We start from the raw sequence: 20,954 nt of genomic DNA on the forward strand, positions 1-20,954 counted from the left end.
CGTGGCTCGGTCGTGACGACCCGTGTCGCCGCACTAGGCTGGCGGCCCGTGCCGTCGCGACGCAGGACCTCCGAGCCCGTGCTGGTCAGCGCGCACCGCTGCGGTGCCGGCGAGGACCGGCACCTCGAGAACACCCGACCGGCGCTGGAGCGGGCGCTCTCCCTGGACGTCGACTTCGTGGAGTTCGACGTGCAGCGCTGTGCCGACGACACCTTCGTGCTCTTCCACGACCACGAGATCGAGGTCGACGGGCGACGTACGCCGCTGAGCGACCTGACCGTCGCGCGCCTCGAGCAGCTGGTCGGTCCGCTGCTGCGCTACGACGAGGTCCTCGCTGCCCTCGCCGGCCGCCGGCGGGCGCACATCGACCTCAAGTTCACCTCGCCCCACGCCGCCTACCGCGACCCGGCCGCCACCCACGAGGTGCGCGCCGCCCGCCGGGCCGTGGAGGTGCTGGGGCCCGAGAACCTGGTCGTGACCACGCTGGAGGACGCCTCGGTCCGTGCGGTCAGGGACTGGGCCGACGCCGCGGGCCTGGACCTGCTGGTCGGGCTGTCCCTGGGGCGCAGCGTCAAGGGGCTCCCCGTGGTGCGTCAGGTCCGCACCCGGTGGTCCGAGCTGCGGCCGCACCTGCGCCTGTCGGGCTCGCGCGCCAACCTGGTGGTCGCCAAGCACACCCTGGCCCGCCTCGGCGTGGCCGCCTACGCCCGCCGCCGCGGGCTGCCGCTGCTGGTGTGGACCGTCGACACGGAGCGCTCGCTGCGCTACTGGATGCGTCCCGGACGCGCCTGGCTGGTCACGAGCAACCGCCCCGAGGTGGCCCTGCGCACCCGTGAGCGCGTTGCTGCCAGGATGAGGCCGTGACCCCTCGCCCGGACCACGACCCCGCGCAGCGCACCGACGTCCTCGGGGAGCCCTGGCTCGCGGAGACCATCGACCTCGGCCACGACGAGGAGGGGCCCGTCGTCGCGACGCTGGTCTCCCGGCGTGCCGCCCGGCCCACCGGCCGCGCCGTGCTGCACGTGCACGGGTTCGCCGACTACTTCTTCCAGGTCGAGTACGCCGCGTGGTGGCTCGAGCGCGGCTACGACTTCTACGCCCTCGACCTGCGCAAGTACGGCCGGTCGCTGCTGCCGGGGCAGACCGCCAACCACGTCACCGACCTCGCCGCGTACGACGAGGAGCTGGACGCCGCCTGGGGTCTCATCACCTCCCGCGACGACCACGACCACGTCGTCGCCTCGGCGCACTCCACCGGCGGCCTGACCCTGCCGCTGTGGCTCGACCGCCGGCGTCCCCCGCAGCTGGCCGGGCTGGTCCTCAACTCCCCGTGGCTGGACCTGCAGGGCAGCGTCCTGCTGCGCACCATCGGCACGGTCGTGCTCAAGGAGCTCGGCCGGCGGCGGCCGCTGCAGGAGATCAAGCGGGAGGTCAACGGTCTCTACGGGCGCTCGTTGCACCGCGACCACGACGGCGAGTGGGACTTCGACCTGGACTGGAAGCCCTTGGAGTCCTTCCGGATCCACGCCGGCTGGCTCCGCGCCATCCGCGACGGCCACGCCCGGCTGCAGCAGGGCCTGGAGGTGCCCGCGCCGGTGCTGGTCCTGTCCTCGGACCGCTCCTCGCTGCCCACCGACATGACCGACGACGTCCACGAGTCCGACGTCGTCCTGGAGGTGCCGCAGATCCGCCGCTGGGCCACGGCCGTCGGCCCGCACGTCACCTACGTCGCCGTCCCCGGGGCCCGGCACGACGTCGTGCTGTCGCGGCGACCCGCGCGCGACCGCGTCTACGCCGAGATCCAGCGGTGGCACGCGGCGTACGTCGCCGACTGACCCGCACCGGGGCGGACCTCCCCCACACGGCTGGCCGTCATCGCTATGGTCGCTGCATGAACCCTGTGACCGGACTCTCCCTCGGCCGCATCATCATAGGCGCCGCCTCGGTGGCCAACCCGACGATGGTGACCAAGGCCTTCGGCCTCGACGTGGCGGCGAACCCGCAGACCGCGTTCATGACCCGTCTCTTCGGTGCCCGCGAGATCGCGCTGGGCGCGGCGACGCTCGTGGCGTCCGGCAAGGGCCGCACCGGCCTGGTGCTGCTCGGTGTGGGCGTCGACGGCGCCGACGCCTACGCCGGCTACGTCGGCCCGAAGGCCGACGGCATCGACGCCAAGGCCGGGATGATGATGACCGGCGTGGCCGGCGGTGCGGTGCTCTCCGGCCTGCTCGGCCTCGTCGTGCGCGGCGGGTCGAAGGCGGCCACGGTCACCAAGGCCGAGGCCAAGGCCGCCAAGAAGGCTGCGAGGAAGAGCGCCAAGAAGGCCGCGAAGAAGGGCTGACCGCTCGGACGTGACGACGGCCCGCACCCCTGGGGGTGCGGGCCGTCGTGCGTCCCGGTGCGCTCAGCTGAGCGGGTCCTCCCCGCCGGCGGGGCCCGACTGCTCCGTGCCACCGGCGGCGCTGGAGCCACCGGAGCCGCGGCGCGGGTTGGCCGCCGCCTGGGCCTCCTTGATCGCGGCCTGGACCGCGTCGTCGGCCGAGGACTTCCCGCTGGCCGGGACGGCCGGCTCGCTGGGACCCATGTCGACCCGCTTGGCGGGGCCGGAGGTCTCCTGCGGGATGCCCTGCAGGTTGTTCATCGTCGAGCCGAGGCCCTCCAGCGCCTTGCCGATCTCGCTCGGCACGATCCACACCTTGTTGGCGTCGCCCTGCGCGATCTGCGGCATCATCTGGAGGTACTGGTAGGCCAGCAGCGACTGGTCGGGGCGGCCGTCGTGGATCGCCTGGAAGACCGTCTGGATGGCCTGCCCCTCACCCTGGGCCCGCAGGATCGCGGCCTCACGGTCGGCCTGGGCGCGCAGGATCGAGGACTCCCGCTCACCCTCGGCGTTGAGGATCGCGGACTGCTTGTTGCCCTCCGCGGTGAGGATGGCCGACTGCCGGTCACCCTCAGCGGTGAGGATCGCCGCGCGCTTGTCACGGTCGGCGCGCATCTGCTTCTCCATGGAGTCCTTGATCGACGGCGGCGGGTCGATCCCCTTGATCTCCACGCGGTTGACGCGCACGCCCCACTTGCCGGTCGCCTCGTCGAGGACGCCGCGCAGTCCGCCGTTGATGGACTCGCGCGAGGTCAGCGTCTCCTCGAGGTCCATGCCACCGACGATGTTGCGCAGCGTGGTCATCGTCAGCTGCTCGATGGCCTGGATGTAGTTGGCGATCTCGTAGGTCGCCGCCACCGGGTCGGTGACCTGGAAGTAGATGACGGTGTCGATCGAGACCACGAGGTTGTCCTCGGTGATCACCGGCTGCGGCGGGAAGCTCACGACCTGCTCGCGCATGTCGATCACGTAGCGGACCTTGTCGATGAACGGCACGACGACGTTGAGGCCGGGGTCGAGGGTGGTGCGGTACTTGCCGAACCGCTCGACGATGCCGGCCCGAGCCTGCGGCACGATCCGGATCGTCTTGGCCAGGACGGTCAGGACGAACAGGAAGATCAGTGCGAGCAGGATCAGGATCGCGAGACCCATGGTGCTCCTTCGTGTGGACGGACGGGGGGGCGATCCCGGGAACGCCGAGATCGGTCGGGGGTCAGGGGGTGGGGCCGGCCGGGGGCACCGGCGGCGCCGGCGGCAACGGGGCGCCGGTCGGGTGCACGTACGCCGTCGCACCGCGGATCTCGAGCACCTCGACGGTCTGGCCGGGCTCGATGACGAGGTGCTCGTCGTAGGGGGCGGCGGACCAGACGTCCCCGGCCAGGCGGACCCGGCCCGACTCGGTGCCGGTGATCTGCGCGGTGACCACGCCCTGGGTGCCGATCAGCTTGCCGGTGCCGAGCCGCAGGTCGGGGCCACCGTGCAGGCGGGCCACCAGGGGCGGTCGGAGCAGGGTGAGGGTCGCCAGCGACGTACCGAGCGCGACGAGCACCTGCAGGGCCAGCGGTGCGTCGAAGGCGCCGGCGACCACGCCGCCCATCGCACCGACGGCGAGCATCAGGAAGATGAGGTCGAGGCTGAACATCTCGGCCACGCCGAACATCGCGGCGAGCCCGAGCCAGGCGGCCCACGCGTGGTCGTTCAGCCAGTCCATGACCCGACCCTACAAGGCGGTCAACGGGCCCGGGTGCGCCGTCGCGCCGCCCACCGGCCCTCGTCGTGGCTCACGGTCAACGGCATGCCGAAGGTCGCCGACAGGTTCTGCTCGGTGACCGTCTGGTCCAGCAACCCGGCGGCCACGACACGGCCCTGCCGCAGCATCAGCGCGTGGGTGAACCCGGGCGGGATCTCCTCCACGTGGTGGGAGACCAGCACCGTCGCGGGCGAGTCGGGGTCGTAGGCCAGCATCGACAGCGTCGAGACGAGGTCCTCGCGGCCGCCGAGGTCGAGCCCGGCAGCGGGCTCGTCGAGGAGCAGCAGCTCGGGGTCGCTCATCAGCGCCCGCGCGATCTGGACCCGCTTGCGCTCCCCCTCGGACAGCGTGCCGAAGGTCCGCGGCGCCAGGTGCTTGGCGCCGAGCTCGCGCAGCAGGGACTCGGCACGGTCGTGGTCGAGGTCGTCGTACATCTCCCGCCAGCGGCCCAGCACGCCGTACGCCGCCGAGACCACCACGTCGTGGACGGTCTCGTGCCGGGGGATCCGCTCGGCGAGCGCGGCGCTGGTCAGGCCGATGCGCGGGCGCAGCTCGAAGACGTCGACCGACCCGAGCCGCTCCTCGAGCACCTCCACCGACCCCTGGGTGGGGAACAGCTGCGCCGAGGCGATCTGGAGCAGGGTCGTCTTGCCCGCACCGTTGGGACCTAGCACCACCCAGCGCTCGTCCTCCTCCACGGTCCAGCTGACCCGGTCGAGGAGGACGGAGTCCCCACGGCGCACGGTGACGTCGACGAGCTCGAGAACCGCAGCCATGGCGTCACCCTAACGAGCCGCCACCCCGGTCGGCGCTCCCCCGCCGGGGTCGTGCGCGTAGCCTCTGCCGCCGTGACCTCGTCGCTGCCCGCCTCCGCACGCCTCGCGTGGTGGGGCACCGCCTGGCTGGCCGGTCACGTGGTCACCGACCTGCTGCTCGACGAGGTCGTGGGTGACGACGTCACCCACGCCGTCGCCGGTCTGGCCGGCCTGGGGCTCGGCGGGTCGGAGGACGTCTCCGAGACCCTGCTCGGCGGCCTGGCGCGGCTGCGCGCCGAGGGGGTCGCCTCGTTCGGCGCGGCGTTCCCCGTCGAGGGCGACCCGGTCGGCCTGGGCGGGCCCCCCGACCTGAACCACGCGGCGATCGAGGCCGGGGAGGCCGTCGTGGTGCTGCTGCAGGACGGGTCCGCGGTCGGTCTGGTGCCCGAGCGGGTGGGGCCGACCACGACGTGGGTCGCGCACCGCGGCGTACGCCGGCAGCTGCCCGACGTCGGCGAGGCCGACCGCGGCCTGCGCTCGGCGCTGCTCCGGAGCGCCGACGCGCTCGCGGCGCTCGACGTGGCGCGCTGGCGCCCCGAGGTCGCCGACCGGCTCACCGACCTGCGGCACCGCGACCCGCTGGCCGCGCCGCCGGGCGTGCCCGAGCGTTGCGTCTCCCTCGCCGCCCGCGCCCTGCACGCGCTGGAGGTCGTCGAGCTCGCCCTTCAGGACGACGGCGGGGCGCTGAGCCTGCACGAGATCACGCGCCGAGAGCAGGCGATCCTCCCGCTGGGGGCAGCGGCACGACGCGCCCTCGTCGCGGCCTGCTCGCCCGAGGTCTGGCCGCCCGCGTGAGCACGGGAGCGGCCACCGATAGCCTCGTGCCGCGATGAGCACCTCTGACAGCGCCCCGGACCGGGCCCACCGACCCGACACCCTGCTGGTCACGCTGACCGGCCGCGAGCGCCCCGGCGTCACCTCGGCGGTCTTCGCGACCCTGGGCAGGGCGGGGGTCGAGGTCGTGGACCTCGAGCAGATCGTGCTGCGGCGTCGGCTCATCCTCGGCCTGCTGGTGACGGCCCCCGACGACGTCCAGAGCCTGCGCCAGGACCTCCAAGCGACGGCGGACGAGCTGTCGATGACCCTGGAGGTGGAGCCGGGGAGCGGCGACACCAGCCAGCCCTCGCACGGACGCGCGCACGTCACCGTGCTCGGCACCCCGCTCACCGCTGCCGCGATGGCCGCGGTGGCCGGTCGCATCGCCGATGCCGGCGCCAACATCGACCGCATCGAGCGGATGGCGCGCTACCCGGTCACCGCACTGGACCTGCACGTCTCGGGCGCGGCTCCTGACGCGCTGCGCGCGGAGCTGGCCGCCGAGGCCGCCCGGCAGGGCATCGACGTCGCGGTCCAGCCCGCCGACCTGCTGCGTCGCGGCATGCGCCTGATCGTGATGGACGTCGACTCCACGCTGATCCAGGGCGAGGTCATCGAGATGATCGCCGCGCACGCCGGCTGCGAGGCCGAGGTCGCGGAGGTCACCGAGCGGGCGATGCGCGGCGAGCTCGACTTCGAGGAGTCGCTCCGCTCGCGGGTCGCGCTCCTCGAGGGTGTGCCCGCCTCCGCCCTGCACGAGGTCTACGACTCCATCCAGCTCGCGCCGGGCGCGCGCACCATGGTGCGCACCCTGCGCCGGCTGGGCTACCGCTTCGCGATCGTCTCCGGCGGCTTCAGCCAGATCACCGACCGGCTGGCGGTCGACCTCGGCATCCACTTCGCCCGCGCCAACGAGCTCGAGATCGTCGACGGCCGCCTGACGGGCCGCATCGTCGGCCAGGTGGTGGACCGGGCTGGCAAGGCCGCGGCCCTGCGGGAGTTCGCCGCCGAGGTCGGCGTCGACGTGGCGTCCACGATCGCCATCGGCGACGGCGCCAACGACCTCGACATGCTCGCCGCCGCCGGCCTGGGCATCGCCTACAACGCCAAGCCGGCCGTCCGCGACGCCGCGGACACGGCCGTGAACGTGCCGTACCTCGACACGATCATGTACCTCCTGGGCATCTCCCGCGAGGAGATCGAGGCCGCCGACAGCGCGGCCGGCGTCACCACCCCTGCTCCCCCGGTCTGACTCCCCCGCCGACATTCCGAACGGGCGCGTCCTTCCGGAAGGTTGCGCCGGTTCGGCGGTCAGGAGCGCGGGACGTGGTGGGCGACGACGGTGCCGCCCTGCTCGTCGAGGTCGCTCCAGTCACCGGTGAGGTCGAAGATCGTCATCGCGCTGGTGGGGTAGCCCATGACCAGGGCGTTGGAGGCCTCCTCGTCGCCCTCGCCGTCGTCGAGGAGCTGGGCGAGGTAGCCCATCGTCGGGTTGTGACCGATGACGAGCAGCGCGACCGCGTCCTCGGGGACCTCGCGGACGAGGTCCAGGGCGGTCTCGGGACCGGCCTCGTAGAGCGTGTCGTTCTCGTCGGTCTCGATCGTGTCGGCGTCCCAGCCGGCGCCGTCGGCGACCGCGGCCCAGGTCTCGCGGGTGCGCAGGGCCGCCGAGACCAGCACGTGGTCGGGCTCGAAGCCCTGCTCGACCAGCCAGCGTCCGGCCATCGCCCCCTCCTCCACGCCTCGGTCGGCGAGGTGGCGGTCGAAGTCCGAGGGGCCGTGCTGCTCGGCCTTGGCGTGGCGCATCACGACGATGCGACGCGGGGTGTCCTTGCGGGCGTTGTCGGGCACGGGCCCAATCTCCCAGGCCGGAGGGCCCCGCTCAACAGCGGGGTGCCGGCCGTCGGCCTCAGGCGCCCATGGCGTGGAAGCCGCCGTCGACGTGGACGATCTCGCCGGTCGTGGCCGGGAAGAAGTCCGACAGCAGGGCGCAGACGGCCCTGGCGGTGGGCTCCTGGTCGGTGTTGTCCCAGCCCAGCGGCGCCCGGGTCGTCCACATGTCCTCGAGCTCGGTGAACCCGGGGATCGCCTTGGCCGCCAGCGTGCGCAGCGGCCCGGCGGAGACCAGGTTGACGCGGATGCCCTCGGGGCCGAGGTCGCGGGCGAGGTAGCGCGAGCACGACTCGAGACCGGCCTTCGCCACGCCCATCCAGTCGTACGCCGGCCACGCCACGGTCGCGTCGAAGGTGAGGCCGACGATCGAGCCGCCCTGGCCCATCAGCGGGCGGCAGGCGGTGGCCAGCGACTTCAGGGAGTACGCCGAGACCTGCACGGCCTGGGCGACGTCCTCCCACGGGCCGCCGAGGAACTTCCCGCCCAGCAGGGTCTCGGGGTTGCCGTAGGCGATCGAGTGGACGACCCCGTCGAGCCCGGCATCGGGACCGAGGTGCTCGCGGACCAGTTCCGGGAGCCGCTCGAGGTGATCGGGGTCGGTCACGTCCAGCTCGAGCACGGCCGGCTCGACCGGCAGCCGCTTGGCGATGCGGCGGGTGATGCCCAGTGCCCGACCGAAGTTGGAGATCAGGACCGTCGCGCCCTGCTCCTGGGCCACCTTGGCGGTGGCGAAGCCGATCGAGGAGTCCATCGTGACGCCCGCGACCAGGATCCGCTTGCCCTCGAGAATCCCTGCCATGTCAGTGCCCCATCCCCAGTCCACCGTCGACGGGGATCACGGCCCCGGTGACGTACGTCGCGCCGGGGCCGGTCAGCCACAGCACCGTGCTCGCGATCTCGTCGGTGGTGCCGTACCGCTGCAGCGGCACCTGCGACTTGATCGTGTCCTTCTGCTCGTCGCTGAGCACCGCGGTCATGTCGGTCTCGATGAAGCCCGGCGCTACCACGTTGGCGGTGATCGAGCGCGAACCCAGCTCCCGCGCGATCGAGCGGGCCATGCCGACCAGGCCGGCCTTGGAGGCGGCGTAGTTGACCTGCCCGGCCGAGCCGAGGAGGCCCACGACCGAGGAGATGAAGACGATGCGGCCGCGCCGCAGGCGCAGCATGCCCTTCGAGGCCCGCTTGGCCAGTCGGAATGAGCCGGTGAGGTTGGTGTCGAGCACCGAGGACCAGTCGCCCTCGCTCATCCGCAGCAGCAGCGTGTCGGCGGTGATGCCGGCGTTGGCCACCAGCACCTCGACCGGACCGTGCGCGGCCTCGATCTCGGCGAAGGCCGCCTCGACGGCGTCGGGGTCGGTGACGTCGCAGCGGACGTCGAGGGCGCCCTCGGGGGCGCCGCCGCTGCGGGTGGTCACGGCGACCTTGTCACCCTGCGCGAGGAAGGCCTCGGCGATGGCGCGGCCGATGCCGCGGTTGCCTCCGGTCACGAGGACCGAACGGGGCTCGGGAACTGGTGCGTCGCTCACGCGGATCGACGCTAGTGATTACCGAGGGGTACCCGAAATGAGCGTCCCAGCAGCGCGCGTCACGGGCACCGCGGCGGAGCCGGTCGACCCGTCGTCGACCGGCGGTGGAGGCGACGTCGCTCAGTCGTCCTCGAGGCGGAAGCCGATCTTCAGGCCCACCTGGAAGTGCTCGACGGCGCCGTCCTTGACCTGGCCACGGACCTGGGTCATCTCGAACCAGTCGACGTGGCGCAGCGTCTGGGCGGCGCGCTCGATGCCGTTGCGGATGGCCTGGTCGATCCCGTCCGGGGACGTGCCGACGATCTCGGTGATGCGGTAGGTGCGGTTCGTCACGCGCCGACCCTACTCCCGTGCGGCGCTCCTCACCCCGCGAGGCCTCGGGCGTCGACCGGCGCCCCCGTAGGATCGACGCATGGCACGCCAGCGCGAGGACCGCGACACCGCGGTCCGCATCACCTCCGCGGCGCCCAGCCCGCACGAGGACCTGCGCCGCCGGCAACGTCGTTACCTGCTCTCGATGAGCCTGCGCTCGGCCTGCTTCGTGGGCGCGGTCGTCGCCGGCCTGGCCGGCATCGACTGGCTGTGGCCCATCCTCATCGCCGGCGCGCTGGTGCTCCCCTACATCGCGGTGGTGCTGGCCAACGTCCGGGCCACCCGCATGGAGGACTACGACCTGCGCGACGCCGCGTTCACCCACCGGGTCCTGGGCGGCTCGGGCTCCTCCCAGAGCCCCCTCGGCGTGTCCTCGGAGCGCTGAGTGGGCGCGCTGGACGAGCCGGACGTCTGCTCCGGCAAGGGCTGCCGCGCGGCGGCCACGCACGCGCTGCTGTGGAACAACCCGAAGATCCACACGCCCGAGCGCCGCAAGGCCTGGCTCGCGTGCCCGGACCACCTCGAGTCGCTGCGGTCGTTCCTGGGGTCCCGCGGCTTCATCCGTGACGTCGTCGAGCACGAGAAGGGCGCCGACCACACCGTCTGACCCGGCCCGCATGCCGAACCGGCGTATCAACACGCCGGCTCGACAGCGGTCAGGCGGTCGGGGGTGCGGCTCAGCCGCCGATGGCGGACATCGGCCGGGTGGGCTGGAGGAACGTCTCGTCGTCGATGCCGTGGCCGGCGGCCTTGCCGCGCATGGCCACGACCCAGCGGTCGGCGAGCTCCTCGTCGCTGGCGCCTTCGCGCATGGCGGTGCGCAGGTCGGACTCCTCGCGCGCGAAGAGGCAGTTGCGCACCTGCCCGTCGGCGGTGAGTCGGACCCGGTCGCAGTCGCCGCAGAACGGGCGCGTGACCGAGGCGATGACCCCGACCGTGCCCGGTCCACCGTCGACGGTGAACAGCTCGGCGGGCGCGCTGCCGCGCGGCTCGGCGGCCGGGGCCAGCACGAACTCGCGCTCGAGGAGCGCGAAGATCTCGTCGGCGGTCACCATCGCCTCGCGGTGCCAGCCGTGCTGGGCATCGAGCGGCATCTGCTCGATGAAGCGCAGGTGGTAGCCCTCCGCGAGGCACCACCGCAGCAGCTCGCCCGCCTGGTCGTCGTTGACCCCACGCAGCAGGACCGCGTTGACCTTGACCGGGCCCAGCCCGGCGTCACGGGCGGCGGCCAGCCCCTCGAGCACGTCGTTGAGGCGGTCGCGCCGCGTGATGGTCTCGAAGGTGTCGCGCCGCACCGTGTCCAGGCTGACGTTGACCCGGTCCAGGCCCGCCCCGGCCAGCGCCGTGGCCGTCCTCGCGAGCCCGAGCGCATTGGTCGTGGCGGACAGGTTGAGGTGCTCGCCCAGAGCCCGCGTCCGGCGTACGACGTCGACGAGGCCGCGTCGCACCAGCGGCTCTCCCCCGGTGAACCGGACCTCGTCGACACCGAGGTGCTCCACGGCGATCCTGATCAGCCGGACCACCTCGTCGTCGGTGAGGACCTGCTCGCCCGGGAGCCAGTCGAGGCCCTCGGCGGGCATGCAGTAGCTGCAGCGGAGGTTGCACCGGTCGGTCAGCGAGACCCGCAGGTCCGTCGCGACTCGGCCGAAGCGGTCGGCGAGGGGGCGGGTGACCATGGCCGCAAGCATACGGCCGGTGCCTGAGGGTTCCCGGCGGCTCGCTAGCCTCGGGGCGTGCGTTCGTTCGGCTTCCTGCTGTCGCGGCGGTGGCTGCTCTTCGCCCTCGCCGTCGCCCTGCTGTCCTGGGGTGCCTGGTGGCTCGGTGAGTGGCAGTTCGACCGGCTCGAGGAGCGGCAGTCGGACAACGCGATCATCCGCGCCAACGAGACCCAGGAGCCGGCGCCCGTCGCGGACGTCCTGGCGCCGGGCCGCGAGGTCCGCGAGGCGGACGAGTGGCGGGTCGTCACCGCCACCGGGGAGTACGCCGTCGAGGACACGGTCATCGTCCGCTACCGCACCCGTGACGGCATCGCGGGCGTCGACGTGGTGGTGCCGCTGGTGACCGACTCGGGGACCTCGCTGCTGGTCGACCGCGGCTGGCTGCGCACCCAGAACGCCGGCACCGCCGAGCCCGACGACGTGCCCGCTCCGCCGTCCGGGACGGTCACGGTGTCTGGCTACGTCCGAGCCGACGGCTCCGGCGACAGCACCACCGTGAGCAACCGGTCCACGCGCGCGATCGACAGCGAGAAGGTGGGCGAGGCGCTGGACCGCGAGGTCTACGGCGGCTTCGTGGAGCTGCGCTCGGAGGACCCGGCCCCCGCCACCGCGCTGGAGCCGGTCGAGCTGCCCGAGCTCAACGACGGCCCGCACTTCTTCTACGGGCTGCAGTGGTGGTTCTTCGGCGTCCTGGCCGTGTTCGGCTTCGGCTACCTCGCCTACGACGAGCGCCGTCGCGGTCCACGCGGCCAGCGGCCGCGGCGCAGCTCGCGCGGCACGCCGGGCGCCGCTCCCTCCGCTGCGGACTGAGCGCGGCCGGGGTCGGGGCCGGTCAGGCCGGTGCGTCCGAGGTGTCGTCGAGGAACTGCGTGCGGTGCAGGTCGGCGTACAGCCCACCCCGGGCGAGCAGCTCGGCATGGGTGCCGCGTTCGGCGATCCGACCGTCCTCGAGCACCAGGATCAGGTCGGCGTCGCGCACGGTGGAGAGACGGTGCGCGATCACCAGCGACGTGCGCCCCTCCAGCGCGGCGTCCAGGGCACGCTGCACGGCAGCCTCGGACTCCGAGTCCAGGTGGGCGGTGGCCTCGTCGAGCACCACGATGCTCGGGGCCTTGAGCAGCAGGCGCGCGATCGCGAGCCGCTGACGCTCACCGCCGGACAGCCGGTAGCCACGGTCCCCGACGACGGTGTCGAGGCCCTCGGGCAGCCGCCGGACCAGGGCCGCCACCTGGGCGGCCTCCAGGGCTCGCCAGATCTCGGTGTCGTCCGCCCCGGGACGCGCGTAGAGCATGTTGGCCCGGATGGTGTCGTGGAACATGTGGGCGTCCTGGGTGACGTAGCCGACGACGTCCTCCAGCGACTGCAGCGACACGTCGCGCACGTCGACACCTCCGACGCGCACCGCACCGGCGGTGACGTCGTAGAGCCGGGCGACCAGGTGCGTCACCGTGGTCTTGCCGGCCCCCGACGGCCCGACCAGCGCGACCATCTGCCCGGGCTCGGCGACGAAGGAGACGTCGCGCAGCACCGGTCCCCCGGGACTGGAGACGTCGGGACGCTGCACGCCCTCCAACGAGGGCAGCGACACCTCGTCGGCACCGGGGTAGGTGAAGTCCACGCTGTCGAGCTCGAGCCGGCCGGCGGTGCGGGGCAGGTCGACGGCGTCGTCCTTCTCCTGGACCAGCGACGGCAGGTCGAGCACCTCGAAGACCCGCTCGAAGGAGACCAGCGCGGTCATCACGTCGATGCGCACGTTCGAGAGGCCCTGCAGCGGCCCGAGCAGGCGCAGCAGCAGCGTCGCGAGCGCGAGCAGGGTGCCGACCGACAGGGTCCCGGAGATGGCGAGCTGACCGCCCACGCCGTAGACCAGGGCCGTCGCGAGCGCGGGCACCGCGAGCATGGCGGCGCCGAAGACCCGGGTGGTCAGGGTGATGCGGACACCGAGGTCGCGCACCCGGCCGGCTTTGGACGCGAAGGCCTCGTCCTCCTCGTCGCGTCGGCCGAAGAGCTTGAGCAGCAGGGCGCCACCGACGTTGAAGCGCTCGGTCATCATGTTGCCGAGGTCGGCGTTGCCGTCCATCTGCTGCCGGGTCAGTCCGGCCAGCCTGGTGCTGACCCACTTCGAGGCCACCATGAGCAGGGGGAACAGCGCCAGGCACAGCAGCGTCACCCGCCAGCTCAGCGCCAGCATCGTGATCCCGACGACCAGCACGGCCACTGCGTTGGACACCGTCGTGGACAGGGTGCTGGTGAAGGCACGCTGGGCGCCGATGACGTCGTTGTTGAGGCGGCTGACCAGGGCCCCGGTCTGCGTGCGGGTGAAGAACGCCATCGACTGACGCTGCACGTGCCCGAAGACCTGGGTGCGCAGGTCGTAGATCAGCCCCTCGCCGATCCGGGCCGACAGCCAGGCGAGCAGGATGCTCATGCCCGCGGTGAAGACCGCCAGACCGGCCATGGCCAGCGCCAACCAGGCGACCAACGACCGGTTGCCGTCCAGGATGCCGTCGTCGACGATGCGCTGGACCAGCAGGGGCGAGGCCACCACGAGGCTGGCGTCGACCACGGTGAGCGCGAGGAACACCGAGATGGTGCGGCGGTGCGGCACGGCGAAGCCGAGCACCCGGCGCAGGGTGGCTCGGCCCACGCGCTTGTCGAGCGCGCTGCGGTCCGAGCGCAGGTGCCGCCAGGCGGCCCCGGCGTTCATCATCCCCGACACGTGTCCTCCTGCTGTTGTGAGCCGTCCCGGTGGGGCACGGGCCTCGAGGGACCGGTCCCCCCGGCTCAGCCCCCGGCGAGGGCGCGGAAGCGCCGCGCCTGGGCCTCGCGCTCGAGACGACGCTGGTCCTCCAGCGGCGTGGCGGCCGCCGAGAGCATCAGCGCCTTGGTCTCGCGGACCGCGTCCGGCGCGGCCGAGGTGAGGGCCTGCACCAGGCCCGCGATGGTGTCGTCGAGCGCCTCGGTCGGCACCACCTCGAGCGCCAGCCCGATCCGCAGGGCCTCCGCGGCGCCGACCATGCGGGCCGACACGCAGATCTCGAGTGCTCGTGCGTACCCAACGGCCTCGACCAGCGGCTTTGTTCCCGTCAGGTCCGGGACGAGCCCGAGCGCCGACTCCTTCATGCACAGCTGGGCGTCCTCGGCCAGCACCCGCATGTCGCACGAGAGCGCGAGCTGGAAGCCGGCGCCGACGGCGTAGCCCTGCACGGCCGCGACCGAGAGGATGCGCGGGTCGCGCAGCCAGGTGAAGCCGCGCTGGTAGTCGTCGATCACCGCCGACATCGAGGCGTCGTCGAGGGCCAGCAGGGAGGCGACGGTCTCCACGCCGTCGCCGGCCCCGGCCGGGTCGAGCATGGCCCGGTCCAGGCCGGCCGAGAACGTGCTGCCGGCACCCCGGAGCACGACCACGCGCACCGCGTCGTCGGTGACGAGCGACTCCCCCAGCGTGGCGAGCATCCGCCACATCGCGGGGGTCTGGGCGTTGCGGACCTCCTGGCGGTCCAGGGTCACGGTCGCGACCGGCCCCTCGACGGAGAGGGCGAGCCCGGCCGCGGCCAGCTCCTGCGCATCGGGACGGGGTACGGCGGTGGGCGTCATGTCCGGGAGTCTAGGAACCAACCGGGTGGGCGGCCCCACCGGTCGCCGCCCGGCCCCTCTCGCACCGGGGTCGGTCAGGCGAGCGAGACGAGGTCGGCGTACCCGTCGTTCCAGAGGTCCTCGTCACCGTCGGGCAGCAGGAGCACCCGGTCGGGCTCGAGGGCGTGCACGGCGCCCTCGTCGTGGGTGACCAGGATGATCGCTCCCTCGTAGGAGCGGATCGCCGCGAGCACCTCCTCGCGGGAGGCGGGGTCGAGGTTGTTGGTGGGCTCGTCGAGCAGCAGCACGTTGGCGCTGGACACGACCAGGCTGGCCAGCGCGAGTCGCGTCTTCTCGCCGCCCGAGAGCACCTTGGCCGGCTTGTGGGCGTCGTCGCCGGAGAACAGGAACGACCCGAGCACGCTGCGCGCCTCGGTGTCGGTGAGCTGCGGCGCCGCGGACTGCATGTTCTCCAGGACGGTGCGCGAGGTGTCGAGCGTCTCGTGCTCCTGGGCGTAGTAGCCGACCTTGAGCCCGTGCCCGGGCACGACCATGCCGGTGTCGGGCTGGTCGACGCCCGCGAGGATCCGCAGCATCGTGGTCTTGCCGGCGCCGTTGAGCCCGAGGATGACCACCCGCGAGCCCTTGTCGATGGCCAGGTCGACGCCGGTGAAGACCTCCAGCGAGCCGTAGGACTTCGACAGCTCGCGGGCCGTCAACGGGGTCTTGCCGCAGGCGGCGGGCTTGGGGAAGGCGATCCGGGCGACCTTGTCGGAGGCGCGCTCCCCCTCGACGCCCTCGAGCATCTTCTCGGCGCGCTTGAGCATCGACTGGGCGGCCTGGGCCTTGGAGGCCTTGGCGCGCATCTTGTTGGCTTGGTCGGTGAGGGTCTTGGCCTTGTTCTCGGCGTTCATCCGCTCGCGCCGGCGGCGGACCTCGTCGGTCTCGCGCTGCTGGAGGTAGTGCTTCCAGCCCATGTTGTAGACGTCGATGACCGAGCGGTTGGCGTCGAGGTGCATCACCTTGTTGACGGTGGCCGCGAGCAGGTCGTTGTCGTGGCTGATGATGATGAAGCCGCCGGAGTGCGCCTTGAGGAAGTCGCGCAGCCAGATGATCGAGTCGGCGTCGAGGTGGTTGGTCGGCTCGTCGAGGATCAGCACCTCGGCGCCGGAGAAGAGGATGCGCGCGAGCTCGACACGACGGCGCTGGCCGCCGGAGAGGGTCTTCAGCGGCTGGCTGAGGATGCGTTCCTCGATGCCGAGGGAGGCGGCGATCGTGGCGGCCTCGGACTCGGCGGCGTACCCGCCCGCGGCGTGCATCTCGTCGTCGGCGCGCGCATAACGTCGCATCGCCTTCTCCCGCACGGCCGGGTCGTCGGAGCCCATCTCCTCCTCCGCGCGCCGCAGCTTGGCGACGACCGCGTCGAGGCCGCGGGCCGAGAGGATGCGGTCCTTGGCGAGCACCTCGGGGTCGCCGGTGCGCGGGTCCTGCGAGAGGTAGCCGACGTCGCCCGACGTCGTGACCTGCCCGGAGGCGGGCAGCCCCTCACCGGCCAGGATCTTGGTGAGCGTGGTCTTGCCGGCGCCGTTGCGGCCCACGAGACCGACCTTGTCGCCCGGTCCGACCCGGAAGCTGACGTCCTCCATGAGCAGTCGCGCGCCGGCTCGGACTTCCAGCTGGTGTGCGGTGATCATGGTGGTGCGATTCTAGGCTCGCGGCAGGGCCTCGAGCGATTCGTCGGCCCGTCACCACGATGCCGTCACCACGACGCCAAGGAGGCTCTGTGCGGTTCAACACCAAGGCCCGGCTCGACACCGGTCGCACGCGGCACTCCGGTGGCGGCGGTGGCCGTGGCTCCCTGGGTCGGAGCGGCTCGTTGGGGCGCGGTGGTCTGCCCGGCGGCGCTCTCGGCGGCGGCTCGATCGGGGCCGTCATCGTGGCGGTGGTGATCTTCGCGGCCGTGTCCTACCTCGGGGGTGGGTCGTCCCCGTCGTACGACACCGACAGGTACGCCGCGTGCGACTCGGGCGCCGACGCCAACTCCTCCGCGGACTGCGCGCGGGTCGGCGTCGAGAACTCCCTGCACGACTACTGGTCCGACGAGCTCGGCTCGCGCTACCGCGCGATCTCCGCGCTGACGACGTTCGAGGGCTCGGTGTCCACCCGGTGCGGGAACGCCACCTCGGACGTGGGGCCGTTCTACTGCCCCGTCGACGCCGGCATCTACCTCGACTCCGGCTTCTTCGACTCCGTGCTCGAGCGGCAGCTCGGTGGGCCGGACGGCGGGTTCGTGGAGGCCTACGTGCTGGCCCACGAGTACGGCCACCACGTCCAGAACGTGCTCGGCTACATGTCCCGGGTGCGCACCCAGCAGGGGCCGACCTCCGACGCGGTGCGCCTGGAGCTGCAGGCCGACTGCCTCGCCGGCATGTGGACCCGCGCGGCCACCACCACCGAGGACGCCTCGGGCCAGGTGCTGATCAGCGAGCTCACCGACGAGGACATCACGCTCGCGCTCGAGGCCGCCTCGGCCGTCGGTGACGACCGCATCCAGCAGCGCACCCGGGGCCAGGTCACCGAGGAGTCCTGGACCCACGGATCGGCCGAGCAGCGGATGCGGTGGTTCCGCGTCGGGCTGGAGCGCGGCTCTCTGGACGCCTGCGACACGTTCGCCGCGTCACGGCTGTAGCCCCGGCCGTCGGGCCGCCGGGCTCCGGCCTCAGCCGGCCATCAGCACCTCGATGAGCGGGAACTGCCGCTGCAGCGCGCGCAGGTGGGGCGCGACGGCGGGATGACGGAACTTCCCGGCCAGGGCACCCTCGCCCCTCGCGACCCGCGAGAGCGCCCACTCCGCCCGCGACAGGGCGGTGTAGACCGCCACCACCCGTGCCCCGAGCGCGACCTCCTCGGCGGTCGCGACGCCGTCGGGCAGACCCATCAGGTAGGCCTCGAGCAGCGGGTCGAACGCCTCGCGCGCCGACAGCAGGTAGTAGCCGAGGTCGCCGCCCACGGGTCCGGTGCCCAGGCAGGACCAGTCGATGGCCACGACGTCGTCGCCCTCCCGCCCGGGCAGGTTCGACGGGGTCGGGTCGCCGTGCTGAAGCACCTGAGGCAACGCGTCGAGGCTCGCGAGGTGGACCTCCCGGCGGGTCCAGAGATGCTCGGCGACGTCGGCGACGGTGGTGCGGGCCAGCGTGGGCCAGCCGCCCCGGCGCTCGGTGCGCCGCAGCCGGTCCCGCAGCTGGTCGCGCGCGAGCCAGGAGACGTCGGGCACCGGCGTACCGGCGAAGCGGCCCAGGGCGTGGGCGGCGAACAGCCCGTTCACGGCGCAGTCCTCGACCCAGTCCTCGGTGATCGTGATGCCCTCGACGTCCTCGACGACGTAGCTGCGCACCGGTGGTCGCAGCCCCTGCGAGCGGGCCAGCACCCCGGAGGTGACGACGTCGGCGCCGCGTCGCCAGTAGGCGAAGTGGTGCGGGTCGGACAGCTCGGACGGGTCGTGCTCGCCGGGTGCGGCGAGCCGCTTCACGGCCACCGGCTCGTCCCCCACGACGGCCCGCCAGACCCCGATCGTGGACATGGAGGTGCCACTCGGGAGCGGATGCCAGCCGGGCTGGGGCTGCCACATGATGGCGACGCTAGCCGATGTCGCGCCTCCAGAAGGCGAACTGGCCCACGAACGACACGAGCGTCGCGACCGCCAGCAGCGCCAGCGTGACGCCCACCGAGACGTCCTCGGCCGGGATCGCGGGCAGGTGGTGGAACGGCGAGAACCCCTGCACCCGCCCCGGCATCCTCAGCACCGGGCCGAGGAGCATCACCACGACGGCGCCGATCAACGGCAGCCACGCCAGCACCCCGAGGCGCGGCAGCACGCCGTGGACGAGGCGGGCGAGGGCGCTCAGCACCAGCACCGGCGGGGCGTAGGCCAGCGCGGGACCGACGTACTCCAGCACCGCTCCCCCGTCACCGGTCACCAGCGCGTAGCCGATGCCGGTGCCGAGTCCGCCCGCGGCCAGGACGAGCAGCACGCCACCCACCGTCACCACGACGTACGACGCCAGCCACCGCCTCCGCGAGACGGCCGTGGCCAGCAGCAGCTCGGCGTGCCCGGCCTCCTCCTCGGCCCGAGGGCGCAGCGCCGAGCTGATCGCGAACCCCGAGGTGATCAGGGCGAGCATCAGCAGGGCGGTGGCGTAGAACCCGGCGACCGGGTCCGCCAGCCCCTGGGTCATCAGCTCGACGGTGGTCTCGTTGTCGCCGAGGAGCGACTCCACGTCGTCGCCGATGGTGCCGTAGGCCAGCCCGGTCAGCCAGAGCCCGGCGGTCCAGCCGAGGACGGTCGGCCGCTGCAGCCGCCAGACCAACCCGAGCGGGCCCGACAGCAGCTGCCCGGCACGCGCAGGCCCGGGACGCGCGGCCCGCAGGCCGGCGCCGATGTCGCGTCGCTGCAGGAGCGCGGAGGCGAGCGTCAGCGTCAGCGCGGTGGCAGCCACGAGCAGCAGGGCCGGCCACCAGCGCACCCCGGAGAAGGCGTGCATGCCCTGGTACCACCCGATCGGCGAGGCCCAGGTGAGGGCTGGCGCGCTGACGTCGCCGACCGCGCGCAGTGCGTAGCTCGCGCCGATCACCAGGCCGGCCAGGCCGTAGCAGGTGCGTGCGCTCGCCGAGACCTGCGCCGCGACCAGGGCGGTGCCGGTGAAGCAGAGCCCGACCAGGGTGAGGCCCAGGCCGAGCGCGATCGAGTCGGCGGCAGCCAGCGGGTAGACGACCAGGCTGGCGGCGGTGGCGGTGCCGACCGCGACGTTGGCGACCAGCGCGGCGAGCAGCGTGGCCAGCACGGGGGCGAGACGACCGACGGCCGAGGCCCTGACGAGCTCGTCGCGGCCGGTCTCCTCCTCGGTGCGGGTGTGCCGCATGACGATTGACATCGACATCAGGCCGGCGGCGATGGCCCCGAACGCACTGGACTGCCAGGCGACCTGCCCGCCCACCGTGTCCAGGGCCCGGGCGGGGCCGGCCATGGCGATCATCGCGGTGTTCTCGCCCATGCTGGCGGCGGCCACGTCCAGCTCGGCCTGGCTGGCGTACAGGCCGTCGATGCCGACGGCCTGGGACCAGTACAGGGCACTGATGCCCAGGCTCCACCACAGGACGAGCCACCGGTCCCTGCGCAGCGCGGCCCGCAGCAGGGTCCCGGTGCCGGCGGTGACCTCAGGCATCCGTGACGTCCCCGTAGTGCCGGAGGAACAGGTCCTCGAGGGTCGGCGGTTGCGCGGTGAGCGTGCGCACCCCCGATCGCACCAGCACCCCCAGCGCGGCGTCGGTCTGCGCGGTGTCGACCTCGAACTGCACCCGCTCCCCCTCGGCCACGAGGTCGTGCACGCCGGGCAGGCCCGCCAGGTCGGGGGCCGGTCGTTCGAGCTCGGCCGTCACGGACGTGCGGGTCAGGTGCCTGAGCTCAGCGAGCGTCCCCGCCTCGACGACCCGCCCGTCGCGGATGATGCTGACCCGCTCGCACAGGCTCTCCACCTCGGCGAGGATGTGGCTCGAGAGCAGGACCGTCCCTCCTGCGTCCCGGAACTCCCGCACGCAGGCCTGGAACTCCGCCTCCATCAGCGGGTCGAGGCCCGAGGTCGGTTCGTCGAGGAGCAGCAGCTCCACGTCGGCGGCGAGGGCAGCCACCAGCGCCACCTTCTGCCGGTTGCCCTTGCTGTAGGACCGGCCGCGTTTGGTGGGGTCCAGGCCGAAGCGCTCCACCAGGGCGTTGCGCCGCACCGGGTCCAGGCCGCCGCGCAGCCGCCCGAGCAGGTCCAGGCACTCCCCGCCGCTCAGGTTGGGCCACAGGCTCACGTCACCCGGGACGTAGGCCAGTCGTCGGTGCAGGGCCGCGGCGTCGCGCCAGGGGTCCCCGCCCAGCAGGCTGACCTCGCCGGCGTCGGAGCGCAGGAGGCCGAGGAGCACCCGGATCGCCGTCGACTTGCCGGCCCCGTTGGGGCCCAGGAAGCCGTGGACCTCGCCGCCCCGCACCTCGAGGTCCAGGCCGTCGAGCGCGCGGGTGCTGCCGAACGTCTTCACCAGGCCCTGGATCACGATGGGAGCGTCCAC

The 20,954-nt window shown here is 73.0% G+C and carries 23 protein-coding genes; 9 read left to right on the plus strand and 14 right to left on the minus strand.

Features of this window, described 5'->3' with window-relative positions:
• Positions 1-48: 48 nt before the first annotated feature.
• Genes A6R01_RS02485 through A6R01_RS02495 form a run of 3 tightly spaced genes read left to right on the plus strand, consistent with a single transcriptional unit; the run spans position 49 to position 2,341 of the window.
• Positions 49-864 carry a glycerophosphodiester phosphodiesterase gene (locus tag A6R01_RS02485; protein WP_292603210.1) on the plus strand — a complete coding sequence of 272 codons (816 nt, stop codon included), beginning with the start codon at positions 49-51 and terminating at the stop codon, positions 862-864.
• Positions 861-1,835 (plus strand): alpha/beta hydrolase, encoded by a 975-nt coding sequence (locus A6R01_RS02490; protein ID WP_292603212.1) that lies wholly within the window; start codon positions 861-863, stop codon positions 1,833-1,835. Before A6R01_RS02485 ends, A6R01_RS02490 begins: the two co-directional genes overlap by 4 nt.
• A gap of 56 nt (positions 1,836-1,891) precedes the next feature.
• The gene (locus A6R01_RS02495; RefSeq protein ID WP_292603214.1) at positions 1,892-2,341 is read left to right on the plus strand and encodes a hypothetical protein; all 450 of its coding nucleotides are present in this window, start codon (positions 1,892-1,894) and stop codon (positions 2,339-2,341) included.
• 63 nt (positions 2,342-2,404) lie between these two features.
• On the opposite strand, the gene A6R01_RS02500 is transcribed toward A6R01_RS02495, so the two are convergent.
• The 3 genes from A6R01_RS02500 to A6R01_RS02510 form a co-directional block, all read right to left on the minus strand.
• Positions 2,405-3,532, minus strand: coding sequence for an SPFH domain-containing protein (locus A6R01_RS02500; RefSeq protein ID WP_292603216.1), 1,128 nt, complete (start codon positions 3,530-3,532; stop codon positions 2,405-2,407).
• A 61-nt stretch (positions 3,533-3,593) separates the two neighbouring features.
• Entirely contained in the window at positions 3,594-4,091 is a 498-nt protein-coding gene (locus A6R01_RS02505) for an NfeD family protein (protein ID WP_292603218.1), read from the minus strand.
• A gap of 20 nt (positions 4,092-4,111) precedes the next feature.
• The gene (locus tag A6R01_RS02510) at positions 4,112-4,906 is read right to left on the minus strand and encodes an ABC transporter ATP-binding protein (RefSeq protein ID WP_292603220.1); all 795 of its coding nucleotides are present in this window, start codon (positions 4,904-4,906) and stop codon (positions 4,112-4,114) included.
• Positions 4,907-4,978: 72 nt separating this feature from the next.
• Between A6R01_RS02510 and A6R01_RS02515 the strand changes: the two genes are divergently transcribed.
• Entirely contained in the window at positions 4,979-5,740 is a 762-nt protein-coding gene (locus tag A6R01_RS02515; protein ID WP_292603222.1) for a hypothetical protein, read from the plus strand.
• A 34-nt stretch (positions 5,741-5,774) separates the two neighbouring features.
• Positions 5,775-7,013 (plus strand): phosphoserine phosphatase SerB, encoded by a 1,239-nt coding sequence (gene serB, locus A6R01_RS02520; protein ID WP_292603224.1) that lies wholly within the window; start codon positions 5,775-5,777, stop codon positions 7,011-7,013.
• 59 nt (positions 7,014-7,072) lie between these two features.
• Here serB and A6R01_RS02525 read toward each other — a convergent pair whose 3' ends face one another.
• The 4 genes from A6R01_RS02525 to A6R01_RS02540 all read right to left on the minus strand — a co-directional run bounded on the left by A6R01_RS02525 (position 7,073) and on the right by A6R01_RS02540 (position 9,513).
• Entirely contained in the window at positions 7,073-7,612 is a 540-nt protein-coding gene (locus A6R01_RS02525) for a histidine phosphatase family protein (RefSeq protein ID WP_292603226.1), read from the minus strand.
• A 58-nt stretch (positions 7,613-7,670) separates the two neighbouring features.
• Complete coding sequence (fabI, locus tag A6R01_RS02530; RefSeq protein WP_292603228.1) at positions 7,671-8,453, minus strand: enoyl-ACP reductase FabI; 783 nt, start codon at positions 8,451-8,453, stop codon at positions 7,671-7,673.
• 1 nt (position 8,454) lies between these two features.
• A complete protein-coding gene (gene fabG / locus A6R01_RS02535) occupies positions 8,455-9,180 on the minus strand; it encodes a 3-oxoacyl-ACP reductase FabG (protein WP_292603230.1) in 726 nt (241 codons plus the stop codon).
• Positions 9,181-9,300: 120 nt separating this feature from the next.
• The gene (locus A6R01_RS02540; RefSeq protein ID WP_292603232.1) at positions 9,301-9,513 is read right to left on the minus strand and encodes a dodecin; all 213 of its coding nucleotides are present in this window, start codon (positions 9,511-9,513) and stop codon (positions 9,301-9,303) included.
• 79 nt (positions 9,514-9,592) lie between these two features.
• On the opposite strand from A6R01_RS02540, the gene A6R01_RS02545 reads away from it, so the two are divergent.
• Both A6R01_RS02545 and A6R01_RS02550 read left to right on the plus strand, forming a co-directional pair.
• Positions 9,593-9,937, plus strand: coding sequence for a DUF3099 domain-containing protein (locus A6R01_RS02545; protein WP_292603234.1), 345 nt, complete (start codon positions 9,593-9,595; stop codon positions 9,935-9,937).
• Entirely contained in the window at positions 9,938-10,159 is a 222-nt protein-coding gene (locus A6R01_RS02550; RefSeq protein ID WP_292603236.1) for an acetone carboxylase, read from the plus strand. It abuts the gene before it with no gap.
• A gap of 70 nt (positions 10,160-10,229) precedes the next feature.
• Here the strand turns inward: A6R01_RS02550 and moaA are convergent, their stop codons facing one another.
• Positions 10,230-11,228, minus strand: coding sequence for a GTP 3',8-cyclase MoaA (gene moaA / locus A6R01_RS02555; protein WP_292603238.1), 999 nt, complete (start codon positions 11,226-11,228; stop codon positions 10,230-10,232).
• Between the two features lie 57 nt (positions 11,229-11,285).
• Here moaA and A6R01_RS02560 point away from each other — a divergent pair, with 57 nt between their 5' ends.
• Positions 11,286-12,080 (plus strand): SURF1 family protein, encoded by a 795-nt coding sequence (locus tag A6R01_RS02560; protein ID WP_292603240.1) that lies wholly within the window; start codon positions 11,286-11,288, stop codon positions 12,078-12,080.
• 22 nt (positions 12,081-12,102) lie between these two features.
• Here the strand turns inward: A6R01_RS02560 and A6R01_RS02565 are convergent, their stop codons facing one another.
• The 3 genes from A6R01_RS02565 to A6R01_RS02575 form a co-directional block, all read right to left on the minus strand.
• Positions 12,103-13,980 (minus strand): ABC transporter ATP-binding protein, encoded by a 1,878-nt coding sequence (locus A6R01_RS02565; protein WP_292603435.1) that lies wholly within the window; start codon positions 13,978-13,980, stop codon positions 12,103-12,105.
• A gap of 74 nt (positions 13,981-14,054) precedes the next feature.
• Complete coding sequence (locus tag A6R01_RS02570) at positions 14,055-14,867, minus strand: enoyl-CoA hydratase/isomerase family protein (protein WP_292603242.1); 813 nt, start codon at positions 14,865-14,867, stop codon at positions 14,055-14,057.
• Between the two features lie 74 nt (positions 14,868-14,941).
• Positions 14,942-16,540: an ABC-F family ATP-binding cassette domain-containing protein gene (locus A6R01_RS02575; RefSeq protein WP_292603245.1), complete on the minus strand. Its 1,599-nt coding sequence runs from the start codon at positions 16,538-16,540 to the stop codon at positions 14,942-14,944.
• Between the two features lie 89 nt (positions 16,541-16,629).
• Between A6R01_RS02575 and A6R01_RS02580 the strand changes: the two genes are divergently transcribed.
• Entirely contained in the window at positions 16,630-17,535 is a 906-nt protein-coding gene (locus A6R01_RS02580; RefSeq protein WP_292603247.1) for a neutral zinc metallopeptidase, read from the plus strand.
• A gap of 30 nt (positions 17,536-17,565) precedes the next feature.
• Here A6R01_RS02580 and A6R01_RS02585 read toward each other — a convergent pair whose 3' ends face one another.
• Genes A6R01_RS02585 through A6R01_RS02595 form a run of 3 tightly spaced genes read right to left on the minus strand, consistent with a single transcriptional unit; the run spans position 17,566 to position 20,954 of the window.
• Complete coding sequence (locus tag A6R01_RS02585) at positions 17,566-18,474, minus strand: phosphotransferase (RefSeq protein WP_292603248.1); 909 nt, start codon at positions 18,472-18,474, stop codon at positions 17,566-17,568.
• A 10-nt stretch (positions 18,475-18,484) separates the two neighbouring features.
• The gene (locus A6R01_RS02590; RefSeq protein WP_292603249.1) at positions 18,485-20,068 is read right to left on the minus strand and encodes a polyketide antibiotic transporter; all 1,584 of its coding nucleotides are present in this window, start codon (positions 20,066-20,068) and stop codon (positions 18,485-18,487) included.
• A complete protein-coding gene (locus A6R01_RS02595; RefSeq protein ID WP_292603251.1) occupies positions 20,061-20,954 on the minus strand; it encodes an ABC transporter ATP-binding protein in 894 nt (297 codons plus the stop codon). Before A6R01_RS02595 ends, A6R01_RS02590 begins: the two co-directional genes overlap by 8 nt.

Source organism: Nocardioides sp. REDSEA-S30_B4, from assembly GCF_001627265.1.
Taxonomy (GTDB): Bacteria; Actinomycetota; Actinomycetes; order Propionibacteriales; family Nocardioidaceae; genus Nocardioides.